This is a genomic window from Aureibacter tunicatorum, assembly GCF_036492635.1.
GTDB lineage: Bacteria > Bacteroidota > Bacteroidia > Cytophagales > Cyclobacteriaceae > Aureibacter > Aureibacter tunicatorum.
Genome location: NZ_AP025305.1, coordinates 2,174,028 through 2,188,949, shown reverse-complemented (window position 1 = coordinate 2,188,949; position 14,922 = coordinate 2,174,028). Strand labels below are relative to the sequence as shown.

The 14,922-nt window shown below is 37.1% G+C and carries 13 protein-coding genes; 3 read left to right on the top strand and 10 right to left on the bottom strand.

The features are described from left to right. Positions 1-52 precede the first annotated feature (52 nt). From AABK36_RS09315 to AABK36_RS09275, 9 genes are all read right to left on the bottom strand, one after another. A complete protein-coding gene (locus tag AABK36_RS09315; RefSeq protein WP_309939677.1) occupies positions 53-436 on the bottom strand; it encodes an endonuclease domain-containing protein in 384 nt (127 codons plus the stop codon). A gap of 614 nt (positions 437-1,050) precedes the next feature. Beyond that, the gene (locus AABK36_RS09310; protein WP_309939676.1) at positions 1,051-1,908 is read right to left on the bottom strand and encodes an STM4011 family radical SAM protein; all 858 of its coding nucleotides are present in this window, start codon (positions 1,906-1,908) and stop codon (positions 1,051-1,053) included. Beyond that, the gene (locus AABK36_RS09305; RefSeq protein ID WP_309939675.1) at positions 1,908-3,236 is read right to left on the bottom strand and encodes an STM4012 family radical SAM protein; all 1,329 of its coding nucleotides are present in this window, start codon (positions 3,234-3,236) and stop codon (positions 1,908-1,910) included. The genes AABK36_RS09310 and AABK36_RS09305 overlap by 1 nt, the downstream gene beginning before the upstream one ends. A 166-nt stretch (positions 3,237-3,402) precedes the next feature. Further along, positions 3,403-4,185, bottom strand: coding sequence for an STM4013/SEN3800 family hydrolase (locus AABK36_RS09300; protein ID WP_309939673.1), 783 nt, complete (start codon positions 4,183-4,185; stop codon positions 3,403-3,405). 18 nt (positions 4,186-4,203) lie between these two features. Continuing rightward, positions 4,204-4,929, bottom strand: coding sequence for a hypothetical protein (locus AABK36_RS09295; RefSeq protein WP_309939672.1), 726 nt, complete (start codon positions 4,927-4,929; stop codon positions 4,204-4,206). A gap of 17 nt (positions 4,930-4,946) precedes the next feature. Further along, positions 4,947-6,128, bottom strand: a complete 1,182-nt coding sequence (locus AABK36_RS09290) for an STM4014 family protein (protein WP_309939671.1) — start codon at positions 6,126-6,128, stop codon at positions 4,947-4,949. Continuing rightward, positions 6,115-7,035, bottom strand: coding sequence for an STM4015 family protein (locus AABK36_RS09285; RefSeq protein ID WP_309939670.1), 921 nt, complete (start codon positions 7,033-7,035; stop codon positions 6,115-6,117). The genes AABK36_RS09290 and AABK36_RS09285 overlap by 14 nt, the downstream gene beginning before the upstream one ends. Positions 7,036-7,048: 13 nt before the next feature. After that, positions 7,049-8,827, bottom strand: a complete 1,779-nt coding sequence (locus AABK36_RS09280; protein WP_309939669.1) for a hypothetical protein — start codon at positions 8,825-8,827, stop codon at positions 7,049-7,051. Between the two features lie 2 nt (positions 8,828-8,829). Next, positions 8,830-11,424 (bottom strand): leucine-rich repeat domain-containing protein, encoded by a 2,595-nt coding sequence (locus AABK36_RS09275; RefSeq protein ID WP_309939668.1) that lies wholly within the window; start codon positions 11,422-11,424, stop codon positions 8,830-8,832. A 579-nt stretch (positions 11,425-12,003) separates the two neighbouring features. Here AABK36_RS09275 and AABK36_RS09270 point away from each other — a divergent pair. The 3 genes from AABK36_RS09270 (at position 12,004) to AABK36_RS09260 (ending at position 14,602) form a co-directional block, all read left to right on the top strand. Then, positions 12,004-12,582: a YceI family protein gene (locus tag AABK36_RS09270; RefSeq protein ID WP_309939667.1), complete on the top strand. Its 579-nt coding sequence runs from the start codon at positions 12,004-12,006 to the stop codon at positions 12,580-12,582. A gap of 10 nt (positions 12,583-12,592) precedes the next feature. Further along, the gene (locus tag AABK36_RS09265) at positions 12,593-13,936 is read left to right on the top strand and encodes a hypothetical protein (protein ID WP_309939666.1); all 1,344 of its coding nucleotides are present in this window, start codon (positions 12,593-12,595) and stop codon (positions 13,934-13,936) included. A gap of 147 nt (positions 13,937-14,083) precedes the next feature. Further along, the gene (locus AABK36_RS09260) at positions 14,084-14,602 is read left to right on the top strand and encodes a hypothetical protein (protein ID WP_309939665.1); all 519 of its coding nucleotides are present in this window, start codon (positions 14,084-14,086) and stop codon (positions 14,600-14,602) included. 67 nt (positions 14,603-14,669) lie between these two features. On the opposite strand, the gene AABK36_RS09255 is transcribed toward AABK36_RS09260, so the two are convergent. Further along, on the bottom strand, positions 14,670-14,882 hold the full coding sequence (locus AABK36_RS09255; RefSeq protein ID WP_309939664.1) for a hypothetical protein: 213 nt from the start codon (positions 14,880-14,882) through the stop codon (positions 14,670-14,672). Positions 14,883-14,922 lie beyond the last annotated feature (40 nt).

The window sequence follows — 14,922 nt, the reverse complement described above, 5'->3', positions numbered from 1 at the left end:
GTAAAATCCCCCTTTGAAGGGGGCGAAGGGGGATGTCAGGAATGTTTGAAGATCAAGAAATCCTATCTCTATTATTTTCAATCCAACATTGAATATCATTAACAACTTGATTCATATGATTTTTAACATCAATATCATCAAATCTCAGAAATCGCACTCCATATTCTTCTATTCGTTTTTGCCTTTTAGCGTCTTTTTCTTTGGCATATTCATACGTATGCGTGATTCCATCGATTTCAATGACTAACAGAAGTTCATGTGAATAAAAATCTACAATGTAATCCAACATGGGCACTTGTCTATGAAACTCAAAACCTAATATCTGCTTATTCTTGATTTCCTGCCAAAGGATCACCTCAGAAAGTGTGCTATCTTTACGAAATTTTCTGGCTAGATGTTTAAGATCTTTTCGATACGGGATAATATTATTTTTCATCTTAATTTATCCGCAATTTTTATACTAAATGCTTAACATCCCCATGTCTCCCCCTTCTAAGGGGGATTTCGTTGTTTTCAAACGTCTATTTTATAGTTGGGATTAGTAAACTTTAATTATTTGACAATTAGCAATGTGTTATTACAAACTAAAGATGCGATCAGCTTCAATTTTCGACCAGATAGTCTCCACACTTTCAAGTATAAAAATAGTATAATCCCCCTTTGAAGGGGGCGAAGGAGGATGTCAGGAATGTTTGAAGATCAAGAAATCCTATCTCTATTATTTTCAATCCAACATTGAATATCATTAACAACTTGATTTATCTGATTTTTAACATCAATATCATCAAATCTCAGAAAGTGTGCTCTTCACGAAATTTCCTAGCTAGATGTTTAAGATCTTTTCGATACGGAATAATGTTATTTTTCATCTTAATTTATCCGCAATTTTTATACTAAACGCTTTACATCCCCCTGTCTCCCCCTTCTAAGGGGGAATTCGTTGTTTTCATTCATCACTTATTCCTAGTCGGCAAGAGCTTAAATGGCTTTTTGACTTGCTTTTCAGAAAGTACAAAGCATGAGAAACAGTGCGTCACATCGTTTAAATAACTAATGAAATCGAATAGGAATCCTTTCCAACAGTCCATTGCCATAGATTTCATCTTGTTCCAATTCCTTCATGTGAACATAGCCAATATGACAACTGCAAGTTTCCTTGACGCAAGTGCTAGGCTTCAATATGTTTTCTATCGAATTCTCATAAATATTTCCCAACTTGCGAGAGATAAAATGACAACTGGTTACATTGCCCATGCCGTCTATAGAAAAAGTAGTCTCTCCTGCGCGACAAGGCTTACCCAAACTCTCATGCCTTTGATTATTCCAATGAAATAGCGGGTCAATGAATTCGATAAACTTAATCTCGCCCTGAGTATAATAATCTGTTCCGCTCTTGTAGGCATTTACCCATAGATAAACGCTTGTTGGTAGTTTTTCCCTTAACAATCGAATCGTTTCCAAATCCTCTTTCAAGCCAACAGTCCCGACACTGAAACGAATTCCCATATTCAGAAGAGCTTCACACTTAGCCAAAAAAGCGTCAACACTTGTCTGGCTTGGATGAAAAGTAGTCCAAAGCGCGAACGTATCTTTATTGACTTCATGCATCCATTCCAGATGGCATGATAGATTCGTTTGCATAGCCACACGATAAACATGCTTCATATGACTCAGTTGAGTCATCGTCTGTTGATAATATTTGCGGATCAAAGCTTCTCCCCAAGGGGTAAATAGAATGCCTATTCTCTCCTTTCGCCCACTTATCCAGTTTTGAAACTTCCTGACCTGACCCGCGTCAATTTCAAGTTCTTCTTTCGTATTTTTGGTTTTCGCAAAGGGACAGTAGTCACAACTATAGTTGCAACTTGACAAATCACCGCGATAAAGTATATTCCAAGTTTTCTGCATTATGCCAAATCAAATTCACCTATTGCCTCTTTCACATGCTCGGAATACAGCCAAGGCCCAATAACATCTTCCAAGGCTCTGCCTTCCAAAGTCAGTGTGATTTTATTATCCTTGAATGAAATAAGTTCATTTTCTTCCAATTCCTCCAACTCATCGGCAAAGTCTTCAAATACATTCGCTTGAAAATAGTTATTATAACGATTCGTTTCCAAGCCACTTCCTTCGCAAAAAGACTTGATCAAGTATCTTCGTTTTTGTTCCTCGATATTCAGCATAGTGCCGTAGTTTGCAAAGGAAAATTGATCAACAGACTTTTCATTAAAATCACTGATGATCCCTTTGATGCTTTTTCGCCCCACAGCATAATCCGAACTGTAGTGAGTATCACGCGTATATGATCTTGCTCCCACTCCCAACCCAATCATGCCATTTTCTTGAGAATGATAATCAGCATGGATAAAATTCGGAGCCCCTATTTTCTTGAATTGTCTCATGGTGATCTGCTCATAGCCATTTTTCATCAAAAAATCCCTGGCCTGAAGATACAAGCCCATTCTGAAGTCATCCCAAGACTTCTCCTGCTTGCCCAATCCTGTCAATGGCCTTACATACAAAGGATACAAAAACACTTCTTCCGGAGAAACTTCCAGCATTCTATCCAACGAATATTGCCAACTTTCCGGAGTTTGATTTTCAGCTCCATAGATCAAATCGAGATTAAGCAAAGGGAAATCAGCATTTTTCAACTCTTTTATCGCTCGTTCTACTTCATCGAACCTCTGAGGACGTCCCATAGCTCTCACTTCATCCTCAATGAAGCTTTGCACTCCCATGCTAACTCTGAAAAAGTTTTCTTCTTTCAAAAAAGCGATTTTGTCAGTAGTGATCGTCTTTGGTGAAACTTCGATCGCTGTATTGATTCTCGTTGAATTCAAGCCAAAACTCTTTTTCATTCGATCATGAACTTCATACATTTCCTCCAAAGACAAATAGCTTGGCGTACCGCCTCCCCAAGCGACATTAGCAAAATTCAGTGCTCCCAACTGTTCCTTTACGGCATCTATTTGTCTGAAAAGTGCCTCCACAAATGGGTTTTGAAGATCGCTCTTAGGGTTTGCTATGGTAAATAAATTGCAAAAACCGCATCTCATCTCGCAAAACGGGACATGCAAATACAAGAATAAGTTGTCTTTTGACTCTTTCTCCCAAATACGTTTCAATGAAACCGGCTTTTCAAACGATCGATATGACATCTTATGCGGATACGAATAAGCATAAGAATGAAAATATGATTCTTTGATATATTCTTTTAAACTTCCTTTCCTCAATTTCTTTTCTCCTCTATTCTATTATTAAGTAGTTGATCAAAATAAATCTCTTGTTTTCAAGTATAAAATTTAGTTTTGAAAACAGCAAAACTCTCCTTTGAAGTGAAAGAAGGGGTGTTTTATCAAATATCACCAACATTGCAAATATGAAAATAACTCTGATTGGTTACTTAAACATCGCATATGGAACATTCCATACCACTTCATGAGCTAATCGATGGCCTTCATATCCTCCTTCTCCATAAGCTGTCCCATGATCTCCCATAAACAAGAACAGTGTTGGCCGATTCTTAAAAGCGTTCATCAATATTGGCAATTTACTATCTACATATTTCAAAGCTTCAGCATGCGAATGGATGTTATCCGTTTTTTGCCCTTCGACATAAAAGCAATTCGGCTGATGAATAGCAGACACATTGATAAATAAAAACAGTCTTTGTTCGTCTAGATTTTCAAGAATTTCTACCGCTTTTTCAAACTGGTTTTCTGTTGAATCCGGTTCAGTCACTCCAAACTCTGCTTGCCAATGACTCTCGTCAAACATGTCAGGAAAAACCCGGCTTAATGCCGTTTGCTTATTAAAAAATCCTACGCCTCCTATGCACGCAGTATGGTAGCCTTCACTTTTCAAGCCTTCAATGATCGTCGCCTCTTCAAATACAAATGTATTGTCTGTAGAAGTCTCGCTTCCTGCAAAACGGGTTGCGAAGAGTCTTTCCCCTTTGGGATTATCTATTGGCGTCGGAAAAAAACCGGAAAAAATCGCGTGATGAGACGCATATGTGAAGCTTCCCGGTGCATGCCTTTTTTCCCATCCTTCATCAGACAAGTGCTTTTCAAAATTTGGCAATTCTTTATTAAGAAACAAATCTTGAGCAACATCATATCTCAAAGTATCCAGTGTGATCAAAACAATATCATACTTCCCAACAATATCCTTCATTCTCATTACAATATCATTTATGCATTATGAATAAATCATTTTGAACATCGCTGTCTGAATTGGCTTGAAATAATCTTGGTTTTCGATTATACTCTCATCCGGAATTCTGAATGAATCGTGAAAACAATCAGATTTTTCAAACGCAACAGATTTAAAAATATCGATAATTCTGTTAAAATACTTACCCTTCAGCTCTTCCTCAGTTTCTCCGGTATTCACCAAACCTAGATTAAAGTTCAGAGCAAATCCAATAAGATTATATAGAAGTTCTCTGTTCTGACATGAGTTCGCTTCCTCGATCAATTTCAAAAAAAGCAAATGAGGATTAATTTCCGAAGGATTCTCCTCGCCTTCTTCTTTCTTCAACTTCTCCCATAGAGGGTTACCATACCAAAAGACAACTTTCTGGCTCTCTCCATCAAAATATCCTTCACTTTCCTCCTCTTCTGCTCTCTGTATGCCTTGAATTTCACTTGCATACAAATTCGTATGATAGAAAGTTCCTTTTGCCGACACAGATTCAAAATACTCCTTGTGCTGACTATATAGAGGGTGCTCATTCGGCTCAATGGAAAAAATATAATTCATATTCTCAAGCAGATCCCAACATTTATGATAGGTATGGCCACAATCAAAAAATTGCTGAATTTGGTAAAGATTTGAAACGATATTTCTTTTATCCGCATCAAAAGATTTAGAGCACGCAACAAGCTCAACACTCTCACGAACTAACCATTCTATTTCATACATTGACATTATTTTCTTAATTAATGGTTTAAGATAAATTCAACCTCCTCTTCATAGGTCGTTCTTTTTGCCTCGTTATAAATATTTGGCAACAAGTCTCCGAAAGCATTTACTTCAATGACTTTGGCTTGATTGAAATTCGAAGTAATCAACACATCCACACCAGCGAGATTAGCCTCAGGAATCGCATGTACTGCTTTCAATGCCAACTGTTGCAATTCCGTCCAAAACTCAAAGCCAAGACGATTTTTCAATGCTTCCAGATCTCCTCTTCGATTACCCAGATGAAGATTTGTCATCGGCGATTGACTGCAACGCATGACTGCGTGTTTGGCTTCATTTCCAATCACCACGATCCGCAAATCAAAGATTTCTTTTCCAATACTTGCTTTGGGCTCCCATTTTTCAACGATAAGAACTTCCTTTGCGAGCGTATCTATGATTGCTTTAATGTCTTGGGGGTTCTTATATGTTCTTATTTTTAGAGAATTAAAACACTTTATCGATCCGTTTTCTTTCACCAATTCCACAGAAGTCTTCAGCTCTTCTCTATTTCTTGCTTTTCGATAAGCCATCACACCTGAAGATGACGAACCATGCGCCAACTTCACAAACACTTGAAAACATTTTTCATCATTCATCAGATCCAACAAATGATTATAAGAACCCACTATTCCTAAAAATTTAGTTTTGGCTACACGATGATTATCAAGCGCTTTATGCGTACCAATCTTGTCAAACATCATCTGAATGGCTTCCGGCGAATTCAAAAATTCCACCTTGCCATACGCCTTTTGCTTTATGAAATTCAAGACACTTTTGAAGCCCAAATAGCACTGTCGAGAATAAAGAATCCTTCCTTTTTCTTCCTTAAAGCTCTCAAGAACCTTCTCTGAAATCGATGGTGAGTCTTCATGCTCCGCTTCCTTTGCTCCCCACTTCAAAAGCATTTTAAACACCTCGAAATCCTCACCGTAAGATTCGATTTTCACAAAGTCCACTTCTTCCAACTTAGATTCAAGCACTTTGGGATTTGTCAAAAGCTCCTTCCACGACAGCACATCAAAATCCAAGTTTCGATTTTTACATGCCTCAGTAAATAATTCTACTCGTCTGTTTTCTGGATTGCCTATGATCAAAACTCTTCGAACCTTTAACTTTTTCGAAGAGTTTTGATCTAAATGTTTATTACTCTCCAACATCTACATATCTCCAAGGGTCTTCATCATCCTCGTCTTCATCTTCTTTCTGACTACCGGAAATTAAACTTAGGCTCAAAGAATTATTCGCTTCCGTCAAGATTTTTTCCGACAGATAATTGCTCTCCACATTCAACGTTTCCAAAGAATTTAATACGCCTGAAGACATCAGAACTTCCATTCCCTTGTCTGTCATCACTCCCATCGAAAAGTCGACATGCTTTAAAGTCTCTTGCAATGTTTGCTCAGCAAAAGCAATTGCAATATCATCAGCGATGCAAGAGTTTTGCAATCCAAGAAACGTTAAATTTGGGAACAAATCCGCTTTCATCAATGGCTTCACATCCTCCACAGATCCATCAAAACCATATTCATCTGTTCCAAGCCAGATTTCCAAATACTTCAACGAAGGCAGTTCAGCTCCTGCCATGCTATGAAGCACACTTTTCCCGACACCACCTGTGTGGATAATTAAGGCTTCCAAGCTCTCATGCTTGACAGTCCCTAATTCCAGCTCGTTTCCGCCTCGAAGTTTCAATAATTTTAGATTTGGAAATGCTTCAAAAACGGCCTCCACGTTTGATTGAATAATCCAAGATATTTCACAATCCTCAAAAGTCATATCCCCGATATAGAGCGCTTCAAGCTGTTGCAACTTATCTTTATTCTCAACCAATTTCTTGACTGTATCTTCAGAAGAACAATCCCATGGCTCTCCCCACATGCCAATCACTAAAGCATTCACAGAGGTTGCTTTTGGGTCAGAACAAAATTTGTCAATCAGATCCAGCATTACTTGTTGATCATCATCATATTCGCATGTCAAGCGATATGACTTGCGCTCATCTTCAATCCCTTTATTCGGGTCAAAATTCTCAACTTGCTTTCTATAAAAATGTGTGTCAGTCATTTATTTTATACGTTTAAATAATCTCAACAACAGGGTCTTTGATTTCCTCGCTCAGCATTTCAAGTTCAGCCTTTTTCCACAAGATCAACTCTTCTCCAGTTATCCTGTAAGCGTATTCAAGACATTCTATTTGACTAACTAGAGGAAATTCACTAAAAATATTATTTACTTTCAAACCATTGTAGTTCTCTTTCAATAATACATCATTTTTCTCTAATTGCTTTAAAAAATGCTCAGTAGTGCAAAACATATTTATAATATGCCGTGCTTCTTCGCGTGCTTCCGCATATTTGGAGACTTTGGCAATCACAAGCAAATGCCAAATCCATTCTTCCCACTTATCATGTGTGCCTATTTGCTTTATAGCGTCCAATTGAGTCGACAACTCATCGCTGAATAACGAATCTTGAAATTCGTTTTTTGATTTTTGAGCTTTTCGCAAAGGATATTTTTTGACAAAGCCTTTGATCACAATCTGATCATTGAATTTTAATCGCTCTGTGATCGGCAAACTTTCATTGCTTATCCACTGAAAAAATTTCAAAGACTTCATATTTTTTATCTGGGCTGGAAGGGAAATCGTAGACATTTGCAAAACAATAGATTCAACAGGAGTACTGCACAGCGACTCTGGAAAATTGTTTAACTGAGAGTCTTTTATAATTACCTTTTTGAGTTTAGGATGAAACCCGAAGAAAGGATTTCCGAGATTTTCACTTTCGATCCGGATCTCTTCCATATTATGAAAGTCCGAAAAATCCTGAGCATGGTATTTATTTCCGATGTTCAAAAACGTAAGGCTTTTATAGTTCATCGGATAATAAAAATGCTCCAATGAAAGCGTCATGTAGGAATTATCTTCATTCACGATAAAATCAACAATAATACTGTTGGCCTTCCTGAAATACTGAGTAATCGCAAGAGACTCATAATCAACTATCCTGAGATTTAAGCGAAGCACTTGATCAAAAATCAAATACAGCAATGCGGAATACTTTTTCCTTTTCATAATCCCCTCCATCAAAGCATAGTCACTTCCTTCGGCATTAAAAACCTGATTCATCAAACAATGTCTCAATGCTTTATCAAGAAGCACTTTTTCATCCTCCGACCATTTCCAAGACAATATATGCGGGAACAAATGAAACAACTTCAGCTTTTCCTTAGCTGACACCACAGACTCTAGCTGTTCTTGCGCCTCTTCAAGTCCTAGCGGAATACCGACCTTAGGGTAAGGTTCATTCAAATAATCAATAATGTGTTCACATCTCGATCTCAATTCATCGCATAACTCTCCTTGAAATTCTATTGTCAAGCTACCGACAGGCATCAAGTCGATTTGTTGTGCATTATCAATCCATCTTTCAAATAAAGAAATATCAACCTGCTCAAGCAACCATTGCTGTTGCTCTTGGCTTGGTGTGCTGATGACCAATTTTTTGAAATTCGCATGATTGCCAATAGCTGTCAAAAGCTCTGTCGACAATTGAGAATCATGATCAATTTGAAGCGTTTCCAAATTTGGAAATTGAAAAAGCTTGACTGGATTATTCTTTCTCTTTACAATCTCATCGACGGATTCGCCATGAATAATCGCATCTTTGATATCTTCCGAGGCATATCCTTTGCCGGACAGTTGAAACTCTTTCACCGAATGCTTGCGCTGGATATACTTTTCTTCAATCTGATTGATGCTTCCCGAAAATACAACAACTTCGAACTCGCTCCTGCTATGGCTAAGAAGGCGATTAAGATCCTTTGCATTCCTTGTTATTAAATTATCTTTGCTCATAACTATTGCTTCCTTCTTAGTATGTTAAACTTATAGCCATCATCGATTATTTCTTGATTTTTCTCTTTAAAATAATCCATTTCTTCGATCAAGTAATCATTTCTAAGCTTATTAAACAGGTCAATGAAAACAACCGAATTATGCGTCAACTTCCACAGCAAATGCCAGCAAATATATCCTCTTCTAGAAATATTATTATCTCTTTGATTATAGTCATTTAACTCTGTAAAAACCTTTTCCGGCATAAACCAATGATTCTTATCCCAATCATAATCAAGCGCTTTATTTTCATTGTCCAAAACGCTCAGCATCCTAAAATCCGAAGTATAAGCTCTAATTATTCGCTCCGCCAGCTCAGGCACCTCGGGGTCATGATTTATATCTTCCGGCAATAAAGTATTCTTTGCGATCACCAACACCAAAAGCTCCAACTCTTTAGGCAAGCCCATGCTCATCAACATCTCAAGTCCAAGTCTCTGATTTGAGCCTTCCTTGCTATACAGCAAATTTTCTATTTGAGCGATAGATTGCTTGCCCTCAGGTGTATTGAATTGCTTCAAGCCTTTGCTAGAAATAAATTCCATCATCTGCGACTCTGAACATAGCACAAACTCGCCTTCACTCAACCAATCTTTCCATGTTGGACTATTTCCGACAATCAAATATTCTGGCGTTTCCTTATCGATATCTGCCCATGATATTTCCAATTGATTTAATTGCGCAATGAGCATATCGCTATTGCCATGCAGATCTCCAATCAACCCTACCTTGCTTCCTTTAGGAATTCCATGCTTTGCGATGCTCTTTCGATCTTTATTGAAATACTCTATCTGATCGTTAATCGCATAGATATATTTTGATTCATTTGTTGCCAAAACATCAAAATACAAGTCTATACTCGCCTTGCCAGCACCTTCAAAACTATTGTAAAGAATATTGAAAAAGTCTTGATGCTTTTCCAGTGGCAAGTACTCTCCTTTCTTTGCCATATAGAAATCATTCAAATCTCTATTCTGAAAATCAACCGTATCGCAACTGAAAGCAGGTCCTAATCGACCAACTTGTCCTAAAGGCACGCTTCTTATATTGCTTCCTTTGACCTCAATATCAAATGCCACACACTGGTCAAGCGCTTTAGGGATTTCATCCAGATGATCGGAACTGATATGAAGCTGTTCCAAAACCGGCAATAAAAAGATCTCTTCGGGAATTGAAGCATATGAGCCATGCAAAGAAACATGTCTAAGTTTTTCCAACCTTCGTATCATTCTAGGAACACGCGAGAGACCATGACTATTTATGATCGTTAAAAACTCCAAATTTACAAGCTTGCCAATATCTTTTGTTAATTCCACCTTGCCATCCCCGTCAAAGCTAATATTGATATAGTTAAGCTTAGTCAATTCATAAAACTTTCTACTCAAGTTCAATTGCTTATCATAAAAATTGAAATACTCCAGCTCTTTGCAGTTCAGCAATGAATCCGGCAAATCAGCTTTATCATAGCTCCTTAGCATTTCAAACTTTTTCAAGCAAGAATTCTCAGGCAATATAAAATCTCGAAGTCTTAGCTCTTTGATTACCAACTCTTCCAAAGCTGTGAATTCGCTCAAATCCAACACATCCGAATCCAAATGCACATAACTCAACTCAAGCTTTGTAATTTTATCAGGATTAGAAATCATATCCACCGAGAATTCTATTATTTTATTCTCATCCGTCATCGCTCTTGTAAATTCAATCGAGCATGCGTTTGAACAAAATGGAATCCACGACTGAAATTTTTGAGGTATAACATGCAAATTCACTCCCTCTAACTTAGACAACATAAGCTGGATCAAAGGAACATAAATTGGATTGTCTGACAACTTTCCCAAAGCTTTGGCATATTCTTCCCCAATCTTCCAATATCTAAATTCCACGAAATTAATTAACAGATATTGGAAATACTTTTGAACTCCGATAGGATATGGCAGGTATTTAACTAGATAAATCAAACGCTTGAATGCATCAAAATCATTCGTCCAAATCGCTAATGTGCATTCTTGCACCCATTTTTCTTCTGAAAAATCTGACTCAAATTCGTAATGCTTGTCAACGCCTGTCTTGAAGCAAATTTTTTCAGCAATATCATCCAATACTCCTGAAAAGTCAGTATCAATTTCTATGATTTTCTTTTTGGAATCCGATTCATAAGCTCTGTTTGATTTATTGCTTACTAGATGAAATCCGTCCAAACCACCTTCCTCATAAAGTTTTTCCAACTGTAAAAGCTGAAGGCTCGATGGGTTAGTGATCACCAACTTCCTAAAAGTTTTCTTTCGGATCAATTTTTCAAAAAATTCCGACGAATAACAAAGACTATGGTATCCATGAATTTCCTCCAAACTTGGAGCTTCCAAAACCGGATCGATTAACGACTTGATAGAGTAATAAGCTGTGCTCCCAAATTCTACCCTCTTCAATTCTGTCAACGCTGAAAAAACAAAGGCTGACTTTTTATCCAAATATCCTGTATATCTCAACTCTTCAACTCCCGAGAACTTCGATGGAAGTACGTAAAGTTGCTGAAGATAATCACATTTAATTGTTTGCATATAATTCTAAAAAATTCTCTAGAGTAAATTACACAATTTTAAAATAAATATGCACTCCCTGTTTTCAGGGATTAAATCAATAACTACAATCAAATCTTTTCATCGAGTTTGATTTCTCGATAAACCCTGAAAAGCATCAATGGAAACTAACAAAATGATTATACAAAAATCTAAAGCTTGGTTTTGCTTAGCTATTATCACTAACGCTGATAATCAATATTCAACTTGACTTTTAAAAGCATCAAAAAAAGTTAATTTTAGTTTAAAAATTGACTAATAATCACTTTCTCACTGACGGTAATTAGCTAATTTGTTGATATTTCCGCTTTTATTTCAATATTCAATTTTCACTCGGTTTCTATATAATTCTAACCTAGAATACACTTTTATTATTATAAAAAACTGTAACACTACAAATTAAATTCATTCAAAAAACACAACCTATATAATATTTTCAATTTTCATAAATATATTATCAAAATCCAGTTTCAAAAAGTGTGATAATTCTCATTTTTTTAATTATTCCCAAACATAACCTTTGCAACATCAAACAAATGGTATTTTTTAAAAAAAGGTTATATGAAAAAGGGGACGATATCTTTGTTGTTTTTAATGGTTTTGTTTTCGAGCAACATTATTATGGCTCAAGACAAGCTGAATTTATCTGCGGAAAAATCAAAAGTTGAAATTCATGGGGACTCCAATGTCCACAAGTGGGAAGAAAATGCGGAAGAAATGACAGGGTCAATCACCGCTTCGCTTGACAATGGAAACTTGCAAAATATCACATCCTTTGAGCTTAAGATTCCAGTGGAAGGAATTGAAAGTGGCAAAGGCGCGATGAATGACAAAACCTATAAAGCTCTAAAAGCTAAGAATCATAAGAATATAACGATGACTTTGAATAATGTCGATGAAATAAAGTCTATCGGGAACGGACAATATAATGTGACTGCTACCGGCTCACTTACAATAGCCGGGACACAAAAAAGCATCACATTTACAGCTAAAGCGACAGCTACTTCAGGGAGCATCAAAATCCAAGGAGAATTGCCAATTAAGATGTCAGAATATAATGTGGAGCCTCCAACAGCAATGATGGGAGCTGTAAAATGCTATGACGACGTCAATGTAAAATATGAACTAGTATTACAATAAACACATACTTATGAACGCTAATTACAGATTTTTTTCGGCTGCGATATTAATTATTGCAGCGGTAATTTTGCCTTTGATGGCACAAGCGCAATTCGAGTTTCTAGGCAACGGCGGGCTTCAATATTACAGAAGCGCAGGTCTATCAGGAGTGAATGTATTTGAAACTCCAAAAAATGACACAACTACTTACAGTGGCTTTAAAGTTAGAGTTGGCGGCGACTTCGCTTTGCAATTCCAAATGCTAGACCAAAGCAATACGAATGGAAACACCGCTAACATTGGCTCGGACTTCAACCTTCCCGCTGCCAATCTAAAACTAGACGTGCAACTATATGATGGGATGAGAATGCACTTGACAACTTACCTAGCGTCAAGACATCATAATGAAGCTTGGGTAAAAGGTGGATATATGCAAATTGATAAACTTGACTTCATCAAAAAAGACTTTCTGAAAGAAGTGATGCAATACACAAGCGTTCGCGTAGGTCTTGATGAAATTAATTACGGCGACGCCCATTTCAGAAGAACGGACAACGCTAATGCTACCCAAAACCCTTTCGTTGGCAACTACTTGATGGACGCCTTTACTACTGAGGCATTCATGGAAGCAACGGTCCAAGCCAAAAATCTATTGGTAGTAGCCGGAGTTTCAAATGGAAAACTGAATCAAAGTGTCCAACAAGATCAAACGGGTTGGGGATCATCCACTGTAACCGGACAAGCGGATAACAAGCCCTCTTTTTACGGTAAGTTAGGTTATGACAATCAAGTGAATTCAGATTTGAGAGTTCGTCTGACAGGGTCATGGTATGTGAACAAGAGCTATGACAATGGAACTTATATGTATGGAGGCGATCGCGCTGGATCTAGATATTATCATGTAACATCATTCATTGATGAGGATGGAAACCTGATAGAAGGAGGCGATTTTAGCGGGCGCGTTAACCCAGGCTTCAGAAGCGTAACCAACTGGCAGATTAACCCATTTGTAAAATATAGAGGCTTGGAATTCTTTGGCGCATATGAAGTCTCCGCTGGCGACGTAGTCGAAGGTGACGAATTCGACAATGGGAAATACACTCAAATTGCTGGAGATTTGATCTATAGATTTGGTCATAATGAAAACTTCTATGTAGGCGGTCGTTACAACCTTGTGAATGGGGAAGACTATGAAGGCGCCGCAGAGAAGAAAATTCAAAGGTACAATGCTGTTTTTGGTTGGTTCCTAACTCAAAACGTAGTTGCTAAGCTTGAATATGTTAACCAAAAATACAAAGGAGATGGCTATGCAGGAAGCAACTTTGATGGATATGAATTCAATGGAATAATGATCGAGGCCGCAATCTCTTTCTAATTATATTACTTGTTAACCGAAAGCTGCTTCATTTAGAGGCAGCTTTTTTAATACCCTTACCTGATGATTCATAGAATAATAATTATAATAATACTTATTTCATATTTACATCAGTCAAATGCTCAAGAAAATTCTTCCCCATCAAAAATGATTAATGTTCATGCTTCAGCGGAACTAATAATGAAAGGCAAAACGAATATAAATACTTTCGAATGCGATTTTCATTCCGCTACGTCAAGAGATTTTCATTTTCAAGAAAAAGACATTAAGGATAATCGTATTGTCCTTGAAGAAGCCGAATTGTATTTTGATATTGACAGTTGCGAATGTTCTATAGAATTAATCAGCAAAGACTTGGCTAGCGCTTTGAATGCCCGCCAATTTCCGCATATTGTAATTGATTTACAAGAGATTCAACTGAACCAAAGCAATAAGCTTAAATCCATGACTGTCAGTGTTGAAATGTCTGGGGAATCCTTAGAGTACCAAATCATTCCAAAAAAAATCATTAGAAATAATGAAGGAATGTTGCTTGTCAAAGGTCTTTTGGAGATCGATATGAGAGATTATAAAATCAAGCCTCCAAACAAAATGCTAGGATTAATCAAAGTAGAGCCCCTAGTCGTCGTTGAATATGTTATCAACTTCAACAAAAGCAACTCTTAACAGACTAAGTCTCCCCTTCCTGATAGAAAATAAAAAAGGAGAACCGTTCAGTTCTCCAAAATTATTCTTAATTATACTCTCCGAGCTCTTCTATATGAACCGTTCTCCCCTTATGGTCCTCAGTTTTATGCTCTTCTTCAAAATACCTCTCTTTGAGTTCATATTCTTCTAATTCGCAATGTCTAATTATTTCAATATGAATGGAATCTGGATTGAACTCAATTTCACGCTCTCCAAAAAATGGCATGAATGCAAACGCTAAAAAAATAGTTACTACCATAATCGTAAAATTTGGTTTGTCTATTTAATATATGGATTAT